The 21,320-nt window shown below is 73.9% G+C and carries 21 protein-coding genes; 12 read left to right on the forward strand and 9 right to left on the reverse strand.

What is annotated here, in order from left to right:
- Nucleotides 1-4: 4 nt before the first annotated feature.
- Nucleotides 5-1,084 (reverse strand): NAD(P)-binding domain-containing protein, encoded by a 1,080-nt coding sequence (locus ACGF12_RS02215; protein ID WP_393024620.1) that lies wholly within the window; start codon nt 1,082-1,084, stop codon nt 5-7.
- A gap of 186 nt (nt 1,085-1,270) precedes the next feature.
- Nucleotides 1,271-1,642 (reverse strand): YbjQ family protein, encoded by a 372-nt coding sequence (locus ACGF12_RS02220; RefSeq protein ID WP_393024186.1) that lies wholly within the window; start codon nt 1,640-1,642, stop codon nt 1,271-1,273.
- Nucleotides 1,643-1,765: 123 nt separating this feature from the next.
- Between ACGF12_RS02220 and ACGF12_RS02225 the strand changes: the two genes are divergently transcribed.
- From ACGF12_RS02225 to ACGF12_RS02235, 3 genes are all read left to right on the forward strand, one after another.
- Nucleotides 1,766-2,695, forward strand: a complete 930-nt coding sequence (locus tag ACGF12_RS02225) for a hypothetical protein (RefSeq protein WP_393024189.1) — start codon at nt 1,766-1,768, stop codon at nt 2,693-2,695.
- A 68-nt stretch (nt 2,696-2,763) separates the two neighbouring features.
- Nucleotides 2,764-3,309, forward strand: coding sequence for a hypothetical protein (locus ACGF12_RS02230; RefSeq protein ID WP_393024192.1), 546 nt, complete (start codon nt 2,764-2,766; stop codon nt 3,307-3,309).
- Between the two features lie 49 nt (nt 3,310-3,358).
- Complete coding sequence (locus tag ACGF12_RS02235) at nt 3,359-4,117, forward strand: aminoacyl-tRNA hydrolase (RefSeq protein WP_393024195.1); 759 nt, start codon at nt 3,359-3,361, stop codon at nt 4,115-4,117.
- A 143-nt stretch (nt 4,118-4,260) separates the two neighbouring features.
- Here ACGF12_RS02235 and ACGF12_RS02240 read toward each other — a convergent pair whose 3' ends face one another.
- Genes ACGF12_RS02240 through ACGF12_RS02250 form a run of 3 tightly spaced genes read right to left on the reverse strand, consistent with a single transcriptional unit; the run spans nt 4,261 to nt 6,700 of the window.
- Nucleotides 4,261-5,013 carry a hypothetical protein gene (locus tag ACGF12_RS02240; protein WP_393024198.1) on the reverse strand — a complete coding sequence of 251 codons (753 nt, stop codon included), beginning with the start codon at nt 5,011-5,013 and terminating at the stop codon, nt 4,261-4,263.
- Nucleotides 5,014-5,030: 17 nt separating this feature from the next.
- Nucleotides 5,031-5,786 carry a hypothetical protein gene (locus ACGF12_RS02245; protein ID WP_393024201.1) on the reverse strand — a complete coding sequence of 252 codons (756 nt, stop codon included), beginning with the start codon at nt 5,784-5,786 and terminating at the stop codon, nt 5,031-5,033.
- Nucleotides 5,783-6,700, reverse strand: coding sequence for an ATP-binding cassette domain-containing protein (locus ACGF12_RS02250; RefSeq protein ID WP_393024203.1), 918 nt, complete (start codon nt 6,698-6,700; stop codon nt 5,783-5,785). The genes ACGF12_RS02245 and ACGF12_RS02250 overlap by 4 nt, the downstream gene beginning before the upstream one ends.
- A 238-nt stretch (nt 6,701-6,938) precedes the next feature.
- Between ACGF12_RS02250 and ACGF12_RS02255 the strand changes: the two genes are divergently transcribed.
- A complete protein-coding gene (locus tag ACGF12_RS02255) occupies nt 6,939-8,144 on the forward strand; it encodes a sensor histidine kinase (RefSeq protein ID WP_393024206.1) in 1,206 nt (401 codons plus the stop codon).
- Between the two features lie 92 nt (nt 8,145-8,236).
- Complete coding sequence (locus ACGF12_RS02260; RefSeq protein ID WP_393024623.1) at nt 8,237-8,848, forward strand: response regulator; 612 nt, start codon at nt 8,237-8,239, stop codon at nt 8,846-8,848.
- Nucleotides 8,849-8,909: 61 nt separating this feature from the next.
- Here the strand turns inward: ACGF12_RS02260 and ACGF12_RS02265 are convergent, their stop codons facing one another.
- The 3 genes from ACGF12_RS02265 to modA form a co-directional block, all read right to left on the reverse strand.
- A complete protein-coding gene (locus tag ACGF12_RS02265) occupies nt 8,910-9,977 on the reverse strand; it encodes an ABC transporter ATP-binding protein (protein ID WP_393024209.1) in 1,068 nt (355 codons plus the stop codon).
- Nucleotides 9,978-10,103: 126 nt separating this feature from the next.
- Nucleotides 10,104-10,904, reverse strand: coding sequence for an ABC transporter permease (locus ACGF12_RS02270; protein ID WP_393024626.1), 801 nt, complete (start codon nt 10,902-10,904; stop codon nt 10,104-10,106).
- Between the two features lie 95 nt (nt 10,905-10,999).
- Complete coding sequence (gene modA, locus ACGF12_RS02275; protein WP_393024212.1) at nt 11,000-11,848, reverse strand: molybdate ABC transporter substrate-binding protein; 849 nt, start codon at nt 11,846-11,848, stop codon at nt 11,000-11,002.
- 357 nt (nt 11,849-12,205) lie between these two features.
- Here modA and ACGF12_RS02280 point away from each other — a divergent pair, with 357 nt between their 5' ends.
- The 7 genes from ACGF12_RS02280 to ACGF12_RS02310 all read left to right on the forward strand — a co-directional run bounded on the left by ACGF12_RS02280 (nt 12,206) and on the right by ACGF12_RS02310 (nt 20,621).
- Complete coding sequence (locus tag ACGF12_RS02280; protein WP_393024215.1) at nt 12,206-13,273, forward strand: RNA ligase (ATP); 1,068 nt, start codon at nt 12,206-12,208, stop codon at nt 13,271-13,273.
- Between the two features lie 189 nt (nt 13,274-13,462).
- Nucleotides 13,463-14,827: a cytochrome P450 gene (locus ACGF12_RS02285; RefSeq protein ID WP_393024218.1), complete on the forward strand. Its 1,365-nt coding sequence runs from the start codon at nt 13,463-13,465 to the stop codon at nt 14,825-14,827.
- A gap of 396 nt (nt 14,828-15,223) precedes the next feature.
- The gene (locus ACGF12_RS02290) at nt 15,224-16,087 is read left to right on the forward strand and encodes an MHYT domain-containing protein (protein ID WP_393024221.1); all 864 of its coding nucleotides are present in this window, start codon (nt 15,224-15,226) and stop codon (nt 16,085-16,087) included.
- Between the two features lie 110 nt (nt 16,088-16,197).
- Nucleotides 16,198-18,978: a nitrate- and nitrite sensing domain-containing protein gene (locus ACGF12_RS02295; RefSeq protein WP_393024224.1), complete on the forward strand. Its 2,781-nt coding sequence runs from the start codon at nt 16,198-16,200 to the stop codon at nt 18,976-18,978.
- Nucleotides 18,975-19,385: a roadblock/LC7 domain-containing protein gene (locus tag ACGF12_RS02300; RefSeq protein WP_387614128.1), complete on the forward strand. Its 411-nt coding sequence runs from the start codon at nt 18,975-18,977 to the stop codon at nt 19,383-19,385. The genes ACGF12_RS02295 and ACGF12_RS02300 overlap by 4 nt, the downstream gene beginning before the upstream one ends.
- Before the next feature lie 251 nt (nt 19,386-19,636).
- Nucleotides 19,637-19,984 carry a DUF742 domain-containing protein gene (locus tag ACGF12_RS02305; protein ID WP_393024629.1) on the forward strand — a complete coding sequence of 116 codons (348 nt, stop codon included), beginning with the start codon at nt 19,637-19,639 and terminating at the stop codon, nt 19,982-19,984.
- Complete coding sequence (locus ACGF12_RS02310) at nt 19,965-20,621, forward strand: ATP/GTP-binding protein (protein ID WP_393024227.1); 657 nt, start codon at nt 19,965-19,967, stop codon at nt 20,619-20,621. The genes ACGF12_RS02305 and ACGF12_RS02310 overlap by 20 nt, the downstream gene beginning before the upstream one ends.
- 149 nt (nt 20,622-20,770) lie before the next feature.
- Here ACGF12_RS02310 and ACGF12_RS02315 read toward each other — a convergent pair whose 3' ends face one another.
- The gene (locus ACGF12_RS02315) at nt 20,771-21,142 is read right to left on the reverse strand and encodes a hypothetical protein (protein WP_393024230.1); all 372 of its coding nucleotides are present in this window, start codon (nt 21,140-21,142) and stop codon (nt 20,771-20,773) included.
- Nucleotides 21,143-21,320: the final 178 nt, after the last annotated feature.

The following is a 21,320-nucleotide window of genomic DNA, read 5'->3' on the forward strand; positions in this document are numbered from 1 at the left end:
CGCCTCAGACGGTGGTGAGCTCCTTCGCCGGGTCCCCGAGTAGTTTGACCAGGTCGTTGACGGCTGCGCGCCCGGCCCGGTTGGCGCCGACGGTGCTGGCGGAGGGGCCGTAGCCGACCAGGTGGACGCGCGGGTCGGCGGTGGCGCGGGTCCCGGTGAGCGCGATGCCGCCGCCGGGGGAGCGCAGGCCGAGCGGCGCGAGGTGGCCGACCTCGGGGCGGAAGCCGGTCGCCCAGACGATCGCGTCCACCGCCACCTCCTGCTCGCCCCAAGCGACCCCGTGTTCGGTGAGCCGGTCGAACATCGGCCGGCGGTGCAGCGCGCCCAACTCCTCGGCGCGCCGGTAGGCGACCGAGGGGCCGAGGCCGGTCACGCTCACCACGCTGCGTACGGGCAGGCCCTGGCGGACCCGCTCCTCGACCTCGGCGACCACGGCGCGCCCGTACTCGGGGGTGAACGGGCCCTCGTGGTAGACGGGTTCGGAGCGGGTGCCCCAGACCGTCTCGCCCACCGCCGCCACCTCCGACAGCACCTGGATCGCCGAGGCGCCGCCGCCCACCACCAGGACGCGTCGGCCCGCGAACTCCTCGGGGCCGTGGTAGTCGGCGTAGTGCAGCTGACGGCCCGCGAAGTGGCCCGGGTAGTGCGGGAGGAAGGGGCGGGTCCAGGTGCCGGTGGCGTTGATCAGCGCGCGGGCGGACCAGGTGCCCCGGTCGGTCTCGACCAGCAGGCGGGAGTCGGGGCGCTCGGACTCGGCACGCACCGCGCGGACCGCGACCGGGCGCACGATCGGGAGCGCGTGCCGGGCCTCGTACGTGGCGAAGTACCCCGGCACCACCTCGCGCGCGGGGGCCTCCGGATCGGTCGGCGGGAGCTCGGCGTCCGGGAGGTCGTGGAAGCCGTGCACGGTGGCCATCCGCAGGGACGGCGAGCGGTGCGCCCAGGCGCCGCCGGGGGAGGCGTTGGCGTCGAGCACGACGAAGCCGCCGTCGGCTCCCTCCCGGAAGGGGGCGAAGCCGCGGCGGCGCAGGTGGTAGGCGGCGGACAGGCCCGCCTGCCCGGCGCCCACCACCAGGACGTCCACGCGCCGCTGCGGGGCGTCGGGCCGCTGTCCGTCGGGAAGCCGCGGGACGCTATTGGTTGCACCGTAAACAGTCACGCGGGTGAAACATCTAGGGGTCGGCGGCTGTTCCCGGTGCCCACGTTCGCCGCCTCGGTCACGTCGAAGCGCATCATCGACGCCGCGTTGCCGCGGCCCGCCGGCGGCGGTTCAGGCGATCGGCGAGACCACCGCGGCGGTGCCGTAGGCGCAGACCTCGGTGCCCACGTCCGCCGCCTCCGTCACGTCGAAGCGCATCATCAGCACCGCGTTGCCGCCGCGCGCCCTGGTCTGCTCGATCAGCCGCTGCATCGCCTCGTTGCGGCTCTCGACCAGGGTCTTCGTCAGACCCCGCAGCTCACCGCCGATCAGCGACTTCAGCCCGGCGCCGATCTGGCTGCCGATGTTGCGGCTGCGCACGGTCAGTCCGAAGACCTCGCCGATCACGCGGTCGACCCGGAAACCGGGGATGTCGTTGGTGGTCACGACCAGGACGTCGGCGTTCGGGCCCTGCCCGCCGCCGTACTCGTTGATGTCAGCCATGGCGCCCATCCTGCCGGGTCGTGCCTCCGAGTGACAGAGGCGCGGCCGGGCCGTGGCCGAGAAGGCTTCGCGAAGCTGGTTCAGACCGGTGATCGGGCGGCCGAAAAGCCGTACCGTAGCCCCATGGGCGAGCGAAGCGATCATCCACAGGGGCCGGGCGCGGCGGAGTACTCCGACGCGCCGGAGATCGAGGCGACGGTGGTGCTGGGCCTGCGGATCACCGACTGGCCGGCGCTGCGCGCGGCCGCGATCAGGGCCGTCGAGGAGTTGGACTTCGAGGGTATCGACCCGGCCGGCCAGCGCCGGGAACTGCTGCGCGAGGTGGCCGAGGACGCCAACGCGGCGCTCGGCGCGCTGCTGCACCCCGACCGGCTGGTGGCCGCCATCCCGGGTGTGGAGGCGATCGGCGGCACCCTGGAGATCAGCGTCACCGAGGACTTCACGCCGGACTTCGCCGAGCTGTTCCCGCTGGACGGCGAGGACGAGGACGGCGGCGCGGGCGCCGACTGGACCCTCACCCCGCGCACCGCCTGCCTGCTGCACGCCCAGCTGATCGGCCTGGGTGACGCCGCGTACGACGACCTCGACGAGCACGGGGACGACCCGGTGGTCGAGGCCGAGGACACCGACTGGACGGTCTTCGCCCGGCTGCCCCAGCGCACCTGGCGCCTCCACCGGGGCTGGCGCCGCTCGCTGGCCCGGGCCTTCGACGACCTGGCCGACGACCTCGCACTCGGCGAGTGGCCGCTGCCGCGCTGCCTGGCCGAGGAGATCGCGCTGCGGATGGCGTTGGTGGACGCCCGGGCGCTGCTGGGCTCCCAGCCCGAGTCGGTGGCCGACATGATGGGCGATCTGCCGGCCGACCTGTACGACTACGACTGGGACGGCTGCCACGACGAGCTGTTCGGCGTGTACGGGCCGGACGACGGGGACCCGGATCTGGGCGCGGAACAGCGCACCGAACTGCTGCTGGCGGCGACGCACCCGGAGGGGTGGTTCCTGATGTACGAGGACGCTGAGGAGCGGGACCCGCAGCGCGGGTACCGGCGCTGAGCGGGCGTCGGCCGGAGGGCCTTCCGGTGGGCCGGGCGCGGCGGCGGGTGGGCGGCTAGGCTGCGGGCATGTCCGATGTGTCCGATGTGTCTGGTGTGTCCGGCGTATCCGGTTCGTTCGGTGGTGCGGGTGCGTCCGGTCCGTCCTCGGGGGAGTCGGGCGGGGACGAGCCGGGGTTGGCCCGGGTCGCGCTCGGGCTGGACGGCGTGCAGGCGGCGCAGCGCGGGCGGACGGCCGAGGCGCGGGCCAGCTTCGAGGCGCTGTGGGAGGCGCTGGGCGAGCGGGACGTGTTCCACCGCTGCGTCCTGGCGCACTATCTGGCCGACTTGCAGGACGACCCGCGAGCCGAGCTGGAGTGGGACCGGCGGGCCCTCGCGGCCGCCGACTCGCTGACCGCCGAGCGCGCCCAGACGTACGAGTCGGCCCTCCAGGTGCGTGCCTTCTATCCCTCGCTGCACCTCAACCTGGCCTCGGACCACCTCAAGCTCGGCGAGCCGGACCTGGCGCGCGAACAGCTCGAACGAGCGGTGCGGAGCCTGGACGCGCTGCCGGAGGACGTGTACAGCGCGGGCATCCGGGCGGCGGTGGACGAGCTGCGGCAGCGGCTGCGCTGAGCCGGGGGCGGGCCGAGGCGGGGGTCGGTGGGGCTGGCATGCTGGACGGGTGACTTCTCCGTTCGATGCCCCGGCCCCCGTTTCCGCGCCCGACGACGCTCCCGGCGGCGTACCTGGCACCGGGGACGCTCCCGCACCCGAGGGTCGTGACGCGCGGCCGCAGTACGTGCTGCCGCTGGTCGTCCGGCTGGAGAAGGCCACGCCGCCGGGGCGGACGGACGCGCTGGAGACCTCGGCGCGGGCGGTGCTCACGCTGCTCGCCGACCCCCGGGTGACCGAGGCGGAGGGCGAGTGGGCGGAGCAGGTCACGGCCTGGGAGGACGCCCGCATCCGCAAGGTGGTCCGGCGGGCCCGGGGTGGGGAGTGGCGCCGGGCCGGGGAGCTGCCGGGCGTCACGGTGCGGGGGAGCGAGGCGGAGGTGCGGGTGTTCCCGCCGATTCCGCTGGACGGCTGGCCGAAGGAGCTCGCCAAGCTCCAGGTCTCCGGGACGGATCTGGAGGAGACGGCTGAGGTCGGCGTGCCCGAGCCGGGGCTGCCGGTGCTGTGGCTCAATCCGGAGCTGGAGATGAGTGCGGGTAAGACGATGGCGCAGACCGGGCACGCCGCCCAGCTGGCCTGGTGGCGGCTGGACGACGCGCAGCGCAAGGAGTGGGCGGAGGCGGGTTTCGCGCTGGCGGTTCGGACGGCCTCGCCGGAGGCGTGGGAGGAACTGGTCCGCAGCGGGCTGCCGGTGGTCCAGGACGCTGGCTTCACGGAGATCGCGCCGGGCAGCTGCACGGTGATCGCGGACCATCCGGCGCTGCGGTGACGGGCCGCAGGGGGCGGGCCGTAGGGGGCTAGTAGCGAGTGGCGGGTAACAGATAACAGCGAACAGATGACAGATTTCGAAATCTGTCATCTGTTCGCTGTTATCTGTTCGCTGTTTGTTGTTCGTTGTCCGCCGGCCCGCCGTCAGGCGCCCGAGGCCTGGTGCCGCTGCATCGCCCGCCGGCCGCCGTACACCGCCGCGGCAGTCCAGAGCGCCATGATCGCCAGTCCGGTCCAGTGGCCGTAGTGGATGCCCGGCTCGGTCTGGGTGCGCATCGCGTACAGGCCGGCCCGGTCGGGCAGGAACTGGCCGGCCTCGCGGACGCCGGGGATCGCGCCCAGCCAGGTGGTGCCGAGGAAGACCATCGGGGTGAGCAGGCCGAGTGCTGCGCTGAAGTTGCCCAGCATCGCGGTCAGTCCGAGGCAGATCAGCACCATCATCGGGTGGTAGAGCACGCCGGCCAGGAAGCTGCGGGCCAGGCCCGGGGTGGAGAGGTCCAGGCCGGCGGTGACGTCGACGGCGAGGAAGGAGCCTGCCGTCGAGGCCAGCCCCAGCAGCAGGCCCAGCCCGGCGCCGAGCGCGAGCTTGGCGCCGTAGAGCCGGCTGCGGCTGGGGACGGCGGTGAGCGAGGTGTCGATCATCCGGGTGTTGAACTCCTGCCCGATCAGCAGGATCCCGACGCAGGCCACGGCCACGTGGCCGAACAGCAGGCCGTAGTAGATCATGTTGGCCGGGTCCTTGCCGGAGCCCGGAGCCGGGGCGCCCTCGGTGGCGCTGACGGCCGCGGTGATGCCGACTGTGAGCACCAGGGCGGTCAGCGGGGCGGCCCACTGCGAGGGCAGGGTGGTGAACTTGATCCGTTCGGCGCGCAGGGCGTTGCCGAGGCCCATCTTCATCTCTCCTTCGCGAACGGTCACTTGGCCCGCCGCATCGCCCGCAGACCGCCGTAGGCGGCCAGCGCCGTCCAGAACGCCATGATCAGCAGTCCGGTCCAGTGCCCGTACGCGGTCTGCGGGTCGTCGACGTAGCGCAGCGCGTACTGCCCGGCCCGGTCGGGCAGGAACTGGAAGACGTGGCGCGCCACGGGCAGGCCGGCCAGCATCGGCGAGAGCAGGAACACGGTCGGGGCCAACAGGCCCATGGCGGCGGTGAGATTGCCCAGCAGCGCGGTCAGTCCGAGGCAGAGCACCACCAGCAGCGCCGGGTACAGCACCCCGGCCGTGGCCGCGCGGGCGAAGGCGGGGCCGTGCCAGTCGGCGGGCACGGTGGCCGCGTACCCGGCGAAGGCGCCGGCCGTGCCGAGCGCGCCTACGCCGAGGCCGATCAGAGCGCCCAACGCCAGCTTGGCGCCGTAGAGTCGACCGCGCCGGGGGACGGCGGCGAGCGAGACGTCGATCATCCGGGTGTTGAACTCCTGGCCGATCAGCAGGACGCCGAAGGCGACCAGCACCGCCTGGCCGAAGTTGAGCCCGTAGAAGATGCCGACGCCCGGGTCGTCGGTGATGTGGTGGTCCTTGTCGCCGAGTGCCGCCCCGACGGCCGCGGTGACCCCGGCGGTGAGCAGGACGGAGAGCAGCGGCGCCAGCCAGAGCGAGCGCAGCGTGGTGATCTTGATCCGTTCGGCGCGGAAGGCGTTGACGGCGTTGACGGCGTACGACGGCGAATTCATGCGGCGGCCTCCGCCCGGAACTCGACGCTGTCGGCGGTCATTCGCATGAACGCCTCCTCCAGCGAGTCCTGTTGGACCGCGATCTCGTACAGCACCACGCCGTTGGCGGCGGCGAGCGCGGCGATCCGCTCGGGTTCGGCGCCGGCCACCTCCCAGGCGCCGCCGTCGACTTCGACGGCGTCCAGGCCGTGGCCGTCCCCGCCGAGCAGGGCGGCCAGCTTGGCCGCATCGACGGCGCGGACCCGGATCCGGGTGCGGCCGTGGCGGTCGATGAACTCGGAGGTGGCGGCGTCCGCGAGCAGCCGGCCGCGGCCGATCACCACCAAGTGGTCTGCGGTGAGCGCCATTTCGGTCATCAGGTGGGAGGAGACCAGCACCGCCCGGCCCTCGGCCGCCAGGTCGCGCAGCAGGGTGCGGATCCAGCGGATACCCTCCGGGTCCAGGCCGTTCACCGGTTCGTCCAGCAGCAGCACCGGCGCGTCCCCGAGCAGCGTCGCGGCCACCCCGAGGCGCTGGCGCATCCCGAGCGAGAAGCCCCGGATCCGGCGCCCGGCCGCCTCCGTCAGCCCGACCTGGGCCAGTACCTCGCCGACCCGCCGCTGCGGCAGGCCGTTGCTCGCGGCGATCCAGCGCAGGTGGCCCTGCGCCGTCCGGCCGCCGTGCAGGGCGTGGGCGTCCAGCAGCGCGCCGACCTGCCGCAGTGGTGTGGTGAGTTCGGCGTACGGGCGGCCGCCGACCAGGGCGTGCCCGGCGGTGGGGCGGTCCAGGCCGAGGATCAGCCGCATGGTGGTGCTCTTCCCGGCGCCGTTCGGGCCGAGGAATCCGGTCACCACGCCGGGCCGGACCTCGAACGACAGGTCGTCGACGACCCGTCGGCCGTCGTACTCCTTGGTCAGGCCCTGGATCTCGATCACGGCCGCCCTTCCCTTCTCACAGATGGTCACCGCCAGTGCCCCGGACGGTGGTTCCATTCGACCGGAGCGGGGCCGGTGGGCGGATCCCGCCGGGGTGGGGACGCGACTCCCTCCCGGGAGGGAGATCGGGACGCCCCCGCGGGGGGCCGCGGGAGGGGCGTTGACCTGGCAGGATGGCCCGGTGCCAAGAATGACCGTGTCTCGGATCGGACGACTCAGGGGCGGAGCGCCCGGGTACGTGCTGCCCAGGCTCCTCGCGCCGCTGGTGGCCGGTGCCACCTACGCCCGACTGTTGCACCTGCTGGTCGGGTGGATCTTCGCCGGCGTGGTCCTGCTGGTCTACCCGGGGACGTACCAGAAGAGCCTGGGGGAGATCCTGGCGGGGGCCGTCTGGTTGGACACCGTCCTGCTCGCGCTGGTCGCGCTCATCCCGGCCGCTCGCCGGGCCGAGGGCGTGCAGGCGCGGCTGCTGCTGGTGCCCGACCGTGAGGAGGACATCGCCGTCGAGCCCTCCCGTACCTGGGCCGACCGGCGGCGCACGGCGGGCTGGCTGATCGGGCGGGTGGTGCTCGGTTCGGTGATCGGCTTCGCGATGGTCTGGGGCCTCACCCCGGCGTTCAACCTGCTGACCGGGCCGCACGCCCTGTGCTACCTCCCGCTCGCCCCGGCGCTGGCGATCGGCTACGGCTGGCTGGTGGTGTGGGCGGGGCGCCTGCAACTCGTCATGGCCGCACGGCTGCTGGGGCCGTCCCCGGCGGAGCGCCTGGCGGATGCGGAGCTGCGGGCCGAACGGCTGCTGGAGCGCAACCGGTTGGCCCGTGAGCTGCACGACTCCATCGGCCACGCACTGACCGTGACGGTCCTTCAGGCGGGAGCGGCGCGCGAGGTGGGGGACCCGGCCTTCGTCGCCAAGGCGCTCGAAGTCATCGAGGAGACCGGGCGGCAGGCGATGGAGGACCTCGAACGCACCCTCGTCCTGCTGCGCGAGAGCCCGGCGGGGGCGGCCGGCGGAGCGGCCACCGAGCAGCCCGGGGTCGACCAGCTGCCCGTGCTCTTCGACACCGCGCGGGCGGCCGGCAGCCAGGTCGAGGCGCTGGTCGACCTGTCGGAGGGGAAGCTGCCCGGGGTGCTCTCCCGCGAGTCCTACCGGATCGTCCAGGAGGGTGTCACCAACGCGCTCAAGTACGCGCCCGGCGAGCCGATCAGCATACGGATCGGCGTCCGGGGCGGGCAGTTGGAGCTGCGCTGCGCCAACGCGATGTCGGCCGGAGGGGGCGTCGCGGCGCGAAATCCCGCCGCCGGGGCGCGCAAGGGCGGCAAGGGGCTGCGCGGCATCCGCGAGCGGGCCACGCTGCTCGGCGGGGAGGCCACGGCGGGGGCGTCGCAGGACTGCAGTGGGGAGTGGGTGCTGCATGTGCGGCTGCCCCTACGCTTGGGCTCGTGACGAATGATCTTGCGGGTGACCGCCGGACCGCGGGCGCGGCCGGCCCGACCGACATCCTGCTCGCCGATGACGAGGAACTGGTCCGGGTCGGGATGCGGGCCGTCCTGGAGGCCCAGGGCGACCTGCGGGTCGTCGGCGAGGCGGCCGACGGCGCGGAGGCGGTGGCCCTGGCCCGCGCGCTGCGCCCGCAGGTGGTGCTGATGGACGTCCGGATGCCCGTCCTGGACGGACTGGCGGCCACCCGCGAGCTGCTGCGCCCCGACGGGTCGGGGGAGCGGCCGCCGCGGATCCTGGTGGTGACCACCTTCGAGAACGACGACTACGTCTACCAGGCGCTGCGCGCGGGCGCCGACGGCTTCCTGCTCAAGCGCTCCCGCCCGGCCGAGATCGCCCACGCGGTACGGCTGGTGGCGGCGGGCGAGTCGCTGCTGTTCCCGGCCGCGATCCGCCGCCTGGCGGCCGGGCACGGCAACCCCACCGCCCGCGCCGCCATGACCCGGGCCTCGCTGACCGAGCGCGAGGCGGAAGTGCTGCGGCTGATGGCGCGCGGGCTCAGCAACGGGGAGATCGCCGAGCAACTGTTCCTCGGGGTGCAGACGGTCAAGACGCACGTCAGCAGCGTGCTGGCGAAGCTCGGCGCGCGGGACCGCACCCAGGCGGTGATCGCGGCGTACGAGTCGGGGTTCGTCGAGCCGTCGGAATGACCCCGGCGGGCCCGGCCTGCTGCGCGGTCAGGCCTGCTGCGCGGTCAGGCCGGCTGCGTGGTCAGGCCGGGTAGGCGTGGGTCTGGGCGGCCTTGACCGAGGCCCAGACCGCCGCCCCCGGCGCCAGCCCCAACTCCGCGACCGCGGCCGGGGTGAGGTCGGCGGCCATCGACAGCTCCCCGGACAGCTCGGCGCGCACCTGGTCTCCGTGCAGGTCCAGGCCGGTGACCTCGGCCTTCCACAGGTTGCGGGCACTGGACTGCGGCCGCTCCCGGTACAGGGTCACCGCGGAGGGCGGGAAGGCCACGAAGGCCGGACCGGTCAGCTCCTCGGCGGTGGCCACGACCGTGCCGTCCAGGAGGGTGACCTGGGGGCCCTCGGCCCGGCCCTGGTACAGGTTCAGTCCGACCAGGCGGGCGATGTAGTCGGTGCGCGGCCGCCGGGCGACCTCCGCCGGGCTGCCGGACTGCACCTCCCGGCCGTCCTCGATCACCACCAGCCGATCGGCCAGCACCATGGCGTCCAGCGGGTCGTGCGTCACCAGCACCGCCACCGCCTCGAACTCCGCCAGATGGCGCCGTAGTTGAGCCCGCACGTCGAGCCGGGTGCGGGCGTCCAGGGCGGCCAGCGGCTCGTCCAGCAGGAGCAGCCGGGGCCGGACGGCCAGCGCCCGGGCGAGCGCCACCCGCTGCGCCTGGCCGCCGGAGAGCCGGCCCGGACGTACCGCGGCGTGCTCGGCCAGGCCCATCCGGTCCAGCCAGGCCGCGGCCTCGGCCCGGGCCTCGCGTTTCGGACGGCCCTGGCAGCGCGGGCCGAAGGCGACGTTGTCGAGCGCGCTGAGGTGCGGGAACAGCAGGTAGTCCTGGAACACCACGCCGACCGGCCGCGCCTCGGCGGGGGTGTGCAGGCGCTGCGCCGGGTCCTCCAGGACGCGGCCGTCCAGGCGCAGGTGGCCGCCGGTGAGCGGGAGCAGGCCGGCCAGTGCGCGCAGGGCGGTGGACTTGCCGGCGCCGTTCGGGCCGAGCAGCGCGACCACCTCGCCGGGGGCGGCGGCGAGCGCGAGGTCGAGGGTGAACGCGGCGCGGTCCACCCGGAGGCGGGCGTCCAGGGCGGGGCTCGGGGTGCTCATCGGCTCTGCATTTCGGCTCTGCATCTCGGTTCAGGGGCCGGTTCGTTCGGTTCTGGGCCGGTTCGGGGTGGTTCGTTCGGTTCGGGGCCGGTTCGGGCTTGGGGGCGGTTCAGGGCGTGGGTCGGGTCAAGGGGTCGACATCCAGCGGTCGCGCAGGCCGACCAGGACGGCGACGGAGACCGCCAGCAGGACCAGCGACAGCGCGATCGCGGCCTCCGGATCGGACTCCATGGCCAGGTACACGGCCAGCGGCATGGTCTGGGTGCGGCCCGGGAAGTTGCCCGCGAAGGTGATCGTCGCGCCGAACTCGCCGAGCGCCCGGGCCCAGGCCAGGACGGCGCCGGCGGCGATCCCCGGGGCGATCATCGGCAGGGTGACCCGGCGGAACGCGGTCAGCCGGGAGGCGCCCAGGGTCGCGGCGGCCTCCTCGTAGCGGGGGTCGGCTGCCCGCAGCGCGCCCTCGACGCTGATCACCAGGAAGGGCATCGCCACGAAGGCCTCGGCGATCACGACCCCGGTGGTGGTGAAGGGCAGCGTGATGCCGAAGGCGGAGTCCAGCCAGGAGCCGACGATCCCGCGCCGCCCCAGCACCAGCAGCAGCGCCACACCGCCGACCACCGGCGGCAGCACCAGCGGCAGGGTGACCAGCGCCCGGACCACCCGCCGGCCGGGCAGTTCGGTGCGGGCGAGCAGCCAGGCCAGCGGGACGCCGAGGACCAGCGAGACCGCGGTGGCGGCCGTCGCGCAGAACAGCGACAGCCGCAGGGCGTCCCAGACGGCCGTGCTGGTGAGCTGCTCGGACAGGCCGCTCCACGGCGCCCGGACCAGCAGGCCCACCAGCGGGAGGACCAGGAACGCCAGCCCGAGCAGTGCCGGGAGCAGCAGCGTGACCGGGACGCGCTGCGTGCCCGGGCGGCGGCGCGGCAGGGCCCTCGCGGGTCCTGCCGTCGCCGGGGCGCCCTGGTCCCCGGAGCCGTCGCGGCCGTCGGCACGGCTGCCGTCGCGGCCGGTGGTGCGCTTGTTCACGGCGCCTGGAAGCCCGCCGCGGTCAGCACCTGCTTGGCCTCGGGCGACTGGATGTAGGCGACGAAGGCGGCGGCGCCGTCCTTGTTCGGCGCCTTGGCGAGCGGGGCGATCGGGTAGTCGTTCACGGCCTTGTCGGCCTCGGGGAATTCCACACCGTCGATCTTCGCAGCATCGGACTGCACATCGGTCTTGTACACCAGCGAGGCGTCGACCTCGCCGAGCTCGACCTTGGTGAGCGCGCCCTTGACGTCCTGCTCCAGGGTGACCGGGGTGAGGTTGAGGCCCGCGGCCTTCAGCGCGGTCTGGGCGGCGGCGCCGCAGGGCACCTCCTTTGCGCACAGCGCTACCTTCACGCCGGGGGCGGTGAGGTCCTTCAGGCCCGCGACGTGCTTGGGGTTGCCCTTGGGCACGGCGATGGTGAGGGTGTTCTTCACGAAGGTCTTCGGCTCACCGCCGGCGCCGCCCGCGTCGGTGACGGTCTTCATGGTGGCCGGGCTGGCGGCGGCGAACACGTCCGCCGGGGCACCCGAGTTGATGCTGGTGGCGAGGGCGGAGCTGCCACCGAAGTTGAACGTGACCTTGGTGCCCGGGTTGGCGGCCTCGAACTTCTTGCCGAGGCCGGTGAAGGTCTCCTTGAGCGAGGCGGCGGCGAACACGGTGATGTCGCCGTGGGCCTTCGGGGCGCTGCTGTTGCCGGTCGCGCCGCCCGTGGTGCTCGCGCTGCTGCTCGCGGCCGAGGAGGTGGAACCGCCGTCGCTGCCGCAGGCGGTGACCCCGAGGCTGAGGGCGAGGACCGCCGCGGCGGCGACGGCGAGTCTGCGGCTGGCGGTGGTGCGGGTGCTCATCAGTAGCTTCCCCTCCAGGGTTCGCGCCGGAAGGGGCGCGGAGGTGTGATCGCAGATGCGGCCATGATGGCGATCATAGTGCCGCAGATGCGAGCGATAAATCCTCTGTCGCTTCGCACAGACAGGCTGGGGGGAGGGGCTCGGGCCCACTGTGGGAAGGGTCAAACGTGCACGGACGGTTCGTGTTCGCGAATGGTCCGGCGGGGCGGACCGCTCGGCGGGGTGGCAGGTGGTCCCGGCGTGGAAAATGCGTCGCACCGAGGCCGGTCGAACGGCCAGAGTGTTCGCAGTCCGGCCGTACGACCGAGGAGCGGTCGCGCCGGGCCCAACAGCCGAGCCCAGGGGAGGAGTCCACCCATGTCCACACTTCGAGTCACCGCCGAGAGGCTGGTCATTCTTGAGCACCCGAACGCCGATGCCCTGGAGTTGGCGCAGGTCGGCCTCTACCGTGCGGTGGTCGCGAAGGGTGCCTACCGGACCGGCGACGTCGCCCTCTACATCCCCGAACAGGCCGTGCTCCCGGATGAGTTGATCGAGGAGATCGGTCTGACCGGAAAGCTGGCCGGTGCGCGGGCGAACCGGGTGAAGGCGGTACGGCTGCGCGGAGAGCTCTCCCAGGGCATCGTCTGCCGGCCCGCCGCGCTCGCCGACACCGACCTGGCCGGGGCCGCGGACCGGGGCGAGGACTTCGCCGAGCTGCTCGGGATCGTCAAGTGGCAGCCTCCGGTGCCGACTTCGATGAGCGGAGAGGTGGTCAGCGCGCCGGACCTGCTGCCCTGGGTGGACGTCGAGAACCTCAAGCGCTACCCGGACGTCTTCGAGCCGGGCGAGCCGGTGGTGCTGACCGAGAAGCTGCACGGCAGTTGCTGCCTGGTCACCTACACCGCCGCCACCGGTGGGGTGCAGGTCTCCTCCAAGGGGATCGGCGCGCAGGGGCTGGCGCTGGTCGAGGACGCGCGCAACCTGTACTGGCGGGCGGTGCGCGGGTACGGCATCGCGGAGGTGGCGGCCCGACTGGCCGAGCGGCTGGGCGCCGAGCGGGTCGGCATCTTCGGCGAGGTGTTCGGCGAGGGCGTCCAGGACCTGACGTACGGGGCCTCCGCGCGCACCGAACGGCCCGGCTACGCCGCGTTCGACGTGTCGGCCGTGGTCGACGGGCAGCTGACCTGGCTGCCCGCCGCCGAACTGCTGGACGGCGAACTGCCGTTGGTGCCCGAGCTGTGGCGCGGGCCGTTCGACGCCGGGACGGTGCTGGCGTACGCGCAGGGCAGGGAGGCCCACTCCGGGCGCGAACTCCACCTGCGCGAGGGCGTGGTGGTCCGGCCGGTCGCCGAGCGCTGGAGCCCGGTGCTGGGCGGGCGGGCGATCGCCAAGGTGGTCAGCGACGCCTATCTGACGCGCAAGGGCGGCGCCGAGTACGAGTGAGCCGGGCGCTCGGCGCTCGCGGTCGGGTCGGGTCGGGTGCGCGGTCGGGTCTGGTCGGGTGTGTGGTTGGGGGGCCCGGTTGGGGCGGGTGCGCACGATGCGCGCCCGCCCGCGCGTTTGCGCCCGACGCTTCCGTGGCTGAATACCCGTCAGTAAGGTTGAAGGGTCGCCAGCGCAGAAGGAGTGCCGATGACCACCGCAGCCGCCGTACCCGGACCGGCCGGGAACCCCCTGGTCGGGTCGCTCTTCGACCTCACCCGCCGTCCGCTGCGCACCTACCTCGCGGCCCGTCGCGACTACGGGGACGTGGTGCGCTTCCAGGCCGGGCCGCCCGGCCTGCGCGTCGAGTTCTACGGGGTGTTCTCGCCCGAGGGCGTCCACCAGGTGCTGGGCACCGAGGCGGCCAACTTCCGCAAGGAGAACAGCTTCTACGACGAGCTGCGGACCAGCGTCGGCAACGGGCTGCTCACCAGCCAGGACGGCGACTACCAGCGCCAGCGTCGGCTGGTCCAGCCGCTGTTCACCCGGCGCCGGGTGGACGGCTACGCCGACGCGCTCGCCCGGGAGGCGCAGGCGCTCGCCGAGCGGTGGCGGGCCGTGCCGGACGGGGTGGTGGACGCGGCGGAGGAGATGTCGCGGTTCGCGCTGCGCGCGGTGGCGCGGATCCTATTCGGTGCCGACGTGGAGGAGGCGGTGGAGGTGGTGGACCGCAGCTTCCCGGCGCTCGGCGAGTACATCAAGGAACGCGGCTTCGCACCGGTCCGGTTCCCGCGCAACTGGCCGACGCCCGGAAATCGGCGCGGCGCCGAGGCGCAGCGGGCGCTGTACGAGATCTGTGACCGGATCATCGCCGAGCGGGCCGCGCGCGGGGGTGGCGACGAGGACGCGGACGACCTGCTGACGCTGCTCGGAAGGGCCCGCGGCGAGGACGGGGAGCAGCTGGACCCGGCCGAACTCCGGGACCAGGTCCTGGTGTTCCTGCTCGCCGGGCACGAGACCACGGCCACCTCGCTGGCCTTCGCGCTGCATCTGCTGGCCAAGCACCCGGAGCAGCGCAAGCTCGCGCAGGAGGAGGCGCGGACCGTCCTGGCCGGACGGGCGCCGACGGCGGCGGACCTGGAGCGGCTGCCGTACATCACCCGGGTGCTGAAGGAGGCGATGCGGCTCTTCCCGGCGGCGGCGCTGGTCGGGCGGCGGGCGGTCGAGGAGACGGTCATCGACGGGTACGTCATCCCGGCGGGCGCCCAGGTCGTGGTCGCGCCGCTGGTCACCCAGCGGCACCCGGACCACTGGGTGGAGCCGGAGCGCTTCGACCCGGACCGGTTCCTGCCGGAGGAGGAGAAGGCCCGGCACCGGTACGCCTGGTTCCCGTTCGGCGGGGGGCCGCGGGCGTGCATCGGGCAGCACTTCTCGATGCTGGAGGCGGTGCTGACCCTCGGGGTGCTACTGCGGGACTTCGAGATGGAGGTGGTGGACCAGCGGGTGGCGCTCGAGCAGGGCATCACACTGCGGGCGGCGAGTGCGATGCGGGTGCGGGTGACGGCGGTGGGCTGACGCCTGACGGCCGACAGCTGTCGGGTTTCGGCGTTCAGGGTTCAGCGTTCAACTTTCAGCGGACAGATAACAGATTTCGAAATCTGTTATCTGTCCGCTGTTCGCTGCCTGTTGTCCGCTGTTCGCTGCCCGTCGTTGGTCGTTCGCCGGGTTCCATGCCGGGTTCCACGACAGGCTCCGGACACACGACCGGGCCATTCGAACACATCACCCCTGCCGTGCGGGCAGCTTTTCAGATCTTCGGGTGGTCGATTCAGGCCCCTCGGTAGCGTCCCACGCACCCCAGGTCGAAAGCGCACATGCGACTGGCATATGCCCCGTGTGCAGTCCGCCCGGCCGGGGAAGCCCGGGCGCACCGCGTTCCGGTCCGGGCCCGACCGGTCGACCGGAGGTCCCATGGGCACCCTGAACCACTTCAGCTTCGGCTGGCTGACCCCCGTCCTCTCGTACCTGATGGCCTGCGCCGGCGCCGCCCTCGGGCTGCGCTGCACCCTGCGCGGCCTCGCCGCGAGCGGCACTGTCCGCCGGAACTGGCTGGTCACCGCCGCCGCAGCGATCGGCTCCGGTATCTGGACCATGCACTTCGTCGCCATGTTCGGCTTCACCGTGGACGGCACCGAGCTGCGCTACAACGTGCCGCTGACCGTGCTCAGCCTGGTCGTCGCGGTGCTGGTCACCGGCCTCGGCCTGACCGTCGTCACCTACGGCAGACACCGGGGCCTCGCCCTGCTCGGCGGCGGCTTCACCACCGGGGTCGGCGTCGCCGCGATGCACTACCTCGGGATGGCCGCCGTCCGGATGCACGGCGGGCTGCGCTACGACGCGGGAACGGTCGCGCTGTCCGTGCTGGTCGCGGTCGGCGCCGCCACCGCCGCGCTCTGGGCCGCCGTCACCATCCGCAACGTGTACGCGGCGGTCGCCGCCTCGCTGGCCATGGGGCTCGCCGTCAGCTGCATGCACTACACCGGCATGGCTGCCGTGCACGTCCAGCTGGACCCCGCCCGCACCGGCCTCGGCGGGGTCAGCCCGATGGAGTTCGTCTTCCCGCTCGCCGTCGGCCTCGGCTCCTTCCTCTTCCTCGCCTCGGCCTTCGTCGCGCTCTCCCCGACCGCCCAGGAGCGGGCCGGCTACCTGGCGGCGGGCGAGCTGACCATTGAGGAGTTCCCGGCGCCACCCGCCCACCCCGATGTCGAGCTCCCGGGCGCGGGACTCCCCGACCCGTACCGCCACGGCTCCGAGCAGCACGACCGAGCCGCCTGAGCGGCCGCGCCCGAGGCGGACCCCGGCCGGCGCCGGTACCCGCCGACGTCCGTTGCGGTCGAAGTCCGTTCCCGTCCGACGCCAGTCCCCGCCCGAAAGGCCCCTCACCCATGCGAGAAGACCGCGGTACCGCCTCCGGGGCGCGCCGGGGTGCCCACGCCGGGCCGCCCGCCCGTCCACCGCGCCCCGGGCCCTGGCTGCGCGGGCTGCGTCCCCGGACCGTCCGGGCCCGGATCATCGCCCTGCTGATGGTCCCGGTCGTCTCCGTCATCGCCCTCTGGGGCTTCGCGACCGTCACCACCGCCCAGGGCGTCTGGGACCTGCTGCGCCTGCGCGACGCCCAGCGCACCCTGCTCGCGCCCGTCGCCGGGACGGTCGCCGGCCTGCAGGCCGAACGCGCCGCCGCCGGCCAGCTGTTGGCCACCCCGGGCGCCGCCCCCTCCGGGCCTTCCGCGCCCTCCGCCCCGTCCGCCGCTCGGGAGAGCGCCCTGCGCGAGGCCGCCGACACCACCGACCGGGCGCTCACCCCGCTGTTCCCCGACCCCCGTCGCCCGGGCCAGGGCTACAACCGCGCGGACGCCCAGGGCCTGGGCGCCGACGCCGCCGCCCGCCTGGACGCCCTCGGCACCTCCCTCGCCGCCCTGCCCGAGCTGCGCGCCCGGGTGCTGGCCCGGACCGTCGGTTGGCCCGAGGCGTACGCCGCGTACGGCGCGGCCGTGGACCGGGCGCTCGCCGTGTCCGGCGCCGTCGCCCCGCAGCAGGACGGCAGCTCGGCCGCCGACACCCGGGTGCTGCTGGACCTCGCCCGTTCCCGCGAACTCCTCGCCCGCGAGGACGCGTTGCTGCGCACAGCCCAGCTCTCCGGCACGCTCGGCGACGACCAGCTGCGCGAGTTCTCCGGCGCGGTCTTCGCCCGGCGCGAGTTCGAGCAGGGCACGGCCGCCGACCTGCGCCCCGCCGACCGGGACGCGCTGCTCGCCGTCACCGACGGCCAGGACCACCGGGAGCTGGTCGGCTACGAGGACAGGATCCGTACCGCCGTCGACGGCCGGGCCGCCGTCGCCGCCGTGCCCGCCGACCGGTGGGCGATGGTGGCCGGGAACGTGACCGGTGGCCTGCGCGCCGTCGAGGACCGGGCCGGACGGCTCGCCGCCGAGCGCCAGAACCCCTACGCCCTGGGCCTGTTCACGCCGGCCGGGATCGCCGTGCTGCTCGGTCTGCTCGGGGTGGTCGCCTCGCTGGTGATCTCGGTGCAGATCGGCCGCGGTCTGGTCACCGAGCTGATCGGCCTGCGGAACTCGGCACTTGACCTGGCCGGCCGCAAACTGCCCGCCACGATCCGGAGGTTGCGCGCGGGGGAGGAGGTGGACATCGAGGCCGAGGCGCCCCGCCCGGAGGGTCGCGACGACGAGATCGGCCAGGTGCACCGGGCGCTCGGCACCGTCCAGCGGGCGGCCGTCACGGCGGCGGTGGAACGGGCCGAGGTGCTGTCCGGGGTCTCCGGGGTGTTCGTCAACCTCGCTCGCCGCAGCCAGGTCCTGGTGCACCGCCAACTCACCCTGCTGGACGCCATGGAGCGGCGCACCGAGGATCCGTCCGAGCTGGCCGACCTGTTCCGTCTCGACCACCTCACCACTCGGATGCGCCGCCACGCGGAGGGGCTGATCATCCTCTCCGGGGCCGTCCCCGGCCGGGCCTGGCGCCGGCCCGTCCCCCTCGTGGACGTGGTGCGCGCGGCCGTCTCGGAGGTCGAGGAGTACGCCAGGGTCGAGGTGCACCCGCTGCCGCGGGCCGCCGTGGTCGGCCACGCCGTCGCCGACCTCACCCACCTGGTGGCCGAACTGGTCGAGAACGCCACCGGGTTCTCCCCGCCGCACACCCGGGTGCACATCCGGGGCGAACAGGTCGGCAACGGCTACGCGTTGGAGATCGAGGACCGCGGCCTCGGCATGGGACCGGCCCCGCTGGCCGCCGCCAACCGCCGGATCGCCGCCGCCGAGCAGACCGACCTGTTCGACAGCGACCGGCTCGGCCTGTTCGTGGTCAGCCGGCTCGCCCGGCGGCACGACGTCAGGGTCTCGCTGGTGACCTCCGCGTACGGCGGCACCACCGCCGTGGTCCTGCTGCCCACCGGGGTGCTGGCCGACGAGCGGCACGGCGGGGCGCAATCCTTCGATCCGGTGGCGGAGTTGGACGTCGTCACCGCTCCGGCCGGTCCGGCCGCTCCGGAATGGATGGCCGTGCCGGAGGGCCGGGCCTTCCCGGAGTCGCCGACCGCCGAGACGCGGCCGGAGCCCGCACCCCTCCCGGCCGATGGCCTGGCCTTCCCGGGTGGCGGGGTGACGGAGATCGAGCTTCCGGCGGCGGGTGGGCCGCTGCCGGAGGGCGGGGCACTGCTGGCCTTCGGCGTCCGGGGCGGCGACCCCGGGCCGGTGCGCCGCACCCCCTTCCGGGCCTCCGGCGCCCGGACGGTCGGACCGGCTGTGGACGGGGGCCCGGGTGCCGCCGCCCGTCCGCAGTCCGGTCCGCCGCAGCCGTACCGCACGGCGGCCGAGCCGGCGGCCGGAGAATCCCAACCGGGCAGCGGGCCAGAGGAGTTGCCGCGTCGAGTGCGGCAGGCGAGCCTGGTGCCCCAACTGCGTGAGGCTCCGGCCGGACCGGCCCCGCGCACCCGCCGGACCGCCGCCGCCGGGGCTTCCGGGGTTGCCGGTCCGGCGCCCGCGGGTCGCAGCCCGGAGGCGGCGCGCGCGGCGATGTCCGCCTTCCAGAGCGGCTGGGCACGCGGACTGCGCCCCGACCGGCGGCCCGAGGACCCGCCGGCCGACCCAGCCCGGCCCCGGCCGCCGCGCCACCATCCGTCCTCGCCCCGACCCGAAGGAGACCGTCCGTGATCGGCACCACCCACCGCGCGGGGGAACTGAACTGGCTCCTGGACGAGTTGGTCCAGCGCGCCCCCGAGGTCCGGTTCGCCGTGATGCTCTCCGCCGACGGCCTGGCCATGGGCACCTCGACCGGACTGGACAGAGAGGACGGCGAGCACCTCGCCGCTGTCGCCTCCGGCTTCCACAGTCTGGCCAAGGGCGCCGGCCGGCACTTCGGCGCGGGCGAAGTCCGTCAGACCATGGTCGAGTTGGAGGGCGGCTACCTGCTCGTCGCGGCGGCCGGGGAGGGCACCTGCCTGGCCGTGTTCGCGAGCGCCCGGGCCGACCTCGGGCTGATCGCCTACGAGATGGCCAGACTGGTCCGCCGGGTCGGGGAGCACCTGAGCGCCGCGCCCCGCGTGGTGTACGGCGGGTGAGCCCGGTGCCCCGACCGGACCGGCCGTACCCGGCGGACCGCCCCTACCGACCGGACCGTCCGTACGGGTCCGACCAGCCGTCCGCGTCGGATCGTCCGTACGAACCGGACCGTTCGTACGAGTCGGCGCCGGCGTTCCATCCGTACCATCAGCGACATCCGGAGCATCCGCGGGCCGAGCCCGGCGAACGCCCCCGAAACCCGCTCGCCGCCGCCCACCGGGCCCGCTGGTACGACGACGAGGCCGGGCCGCTGGTCCGGCCGTACACGATGACCAGGGGTCGGACCGGCGCGGGCGAGCGGCAGTTCGACCTGATCGCCGTGGTCGTGTCCGACCTGCCCGACCCGGCGCTCGCCCCGGACACGCCCGAGCCGCCGGTCGGCCCGGAGCAGGCGCGCATCCTCGGCCTGTGCCGGGGCACGCCGCTGTCCGTGGCCGAGCTGGCCGCCGACCTCGACCTGCCGGTGGGCGTCGTGCGGGTGCTGCTCGGCGACCTGCTGGCCGCCGGGCTCGTCCGGGTCAGCCGCCCCGTCCCGCCCGCCCTGCTCCCCGACGAGCGCATCCTCCAGGAGGTCATCCATGGACTCCGTGCACTCTGACCACCCGTCCGACCGCGGGCCGTCCGACCGCCGACTGTCCGACCCGGTGGACCCGGCCGACTCCGTGCTCGCGCTCAAGATCCTGGTGGCGGGCGGCTTCGGGGTCGGCAAGACGACGCTGGTCGGCGCCGTCAGCGAGATCCGGCCGCTGCGCACCGAGGAGCGGCTGACCGAAGCCGGGCGCGAGGTGGACGACCTCGACGGTGTCGAGCGCAAGACCACCACCACGGTGGCGATGGACTTCGGCCGGATCACCATTCGCGAGGGCCTGTCGGTCTACCTGTTCGGCACTCCGGGGCAGGACCGGTTCTGGTTCCTCTGGGACGAGCTGGCGCAGGGCGCGCTCGGTGCGGTGGTGCTGGCCGACACCCGGCGGCTGACCGACTGCTTCCCGGCCGTGGACTTCTTCGAGCACCGGGGCATTCCGTTCGTGGTCGCGGTGAACCGTTTCGCCGGGACGCGTGAGTTCGGTCCGGAGGAGGTCGCCCGCGCGCTGGACCTGGACGCCGGGACGCCGGTGGTGCTGTGCGACGCGCGTCAGCGGGCCTCGGGGAAGGAGGTGCTGATCAACCTGGTCGAGCACGCGGGACGGGTGCACACCGCGCGGCTGCTTGAGGAGGTCTCGCCGATCCGGTGACCGGCTCGGCGCGGTGACCGGTCGGGTGGGACGACGGCTGGCGGATCTCAGCGAACGGATGTCGGCGAACAGGGTTCAGCGAACAGAGTTCAGCTGACGGATGACAGATTTTGAAATCTGTCATCCGTCAGCTGTCATCGCCTACCCGCTCAGCTGTGCCACTGGAACACGATCTTCGTCCAGGTGGACCCCGGGCAGTTGCCCCACACCGCCCAGGCCTGCGGCCGGGCGCCGATCCACAGGCCGACCGTGTAGCTGCCGTTGGCGCAGTAGGTGATGGTGCGCAGCTGGCCGGAGTAGATGTTGCAGTACCCCTCCCAGCGCCAGCCGTAGTTGGCGGTGATCACGCAGTGGTAGGGGGCGGCGACGACGTGCGGCGAGGCCGCCGCGGCCCCGGGGGTGATGGTCTGGTCGGCGGCCGGAGCCGCAGCGGCCGGCAGGGTGGCGGAACCGAGCACGCCCAGGGCGGCCACGGCGACCATCCCGAAGGTGGCGATCTTCCTGGCGATGCAGCCTCGCATGGCACTTCTCCTCGTTCAACGGTTGCCATCGGGCGGAGCGCCCTGGCAGGCGGAACGGCGGGTGAGGTGAATTCCCGTCTCCCGCCCGGTCGATGACGAATTGCACACGAATGACTGCGCAGCGTGAGACGACGACCTATGATGTGACTCGTGTCACAACTCGCCCGGTTGGCCGGCC

The sequence above is a fragment of the Kitasatospora sp. NPDC048296 genome, assembly GCF_043201815.1.
Lineage (GTDB): Bacteria > Actinomycetota > Actinomycetes > Streptomycetales > Streptomycetaceae > Kitasatospora.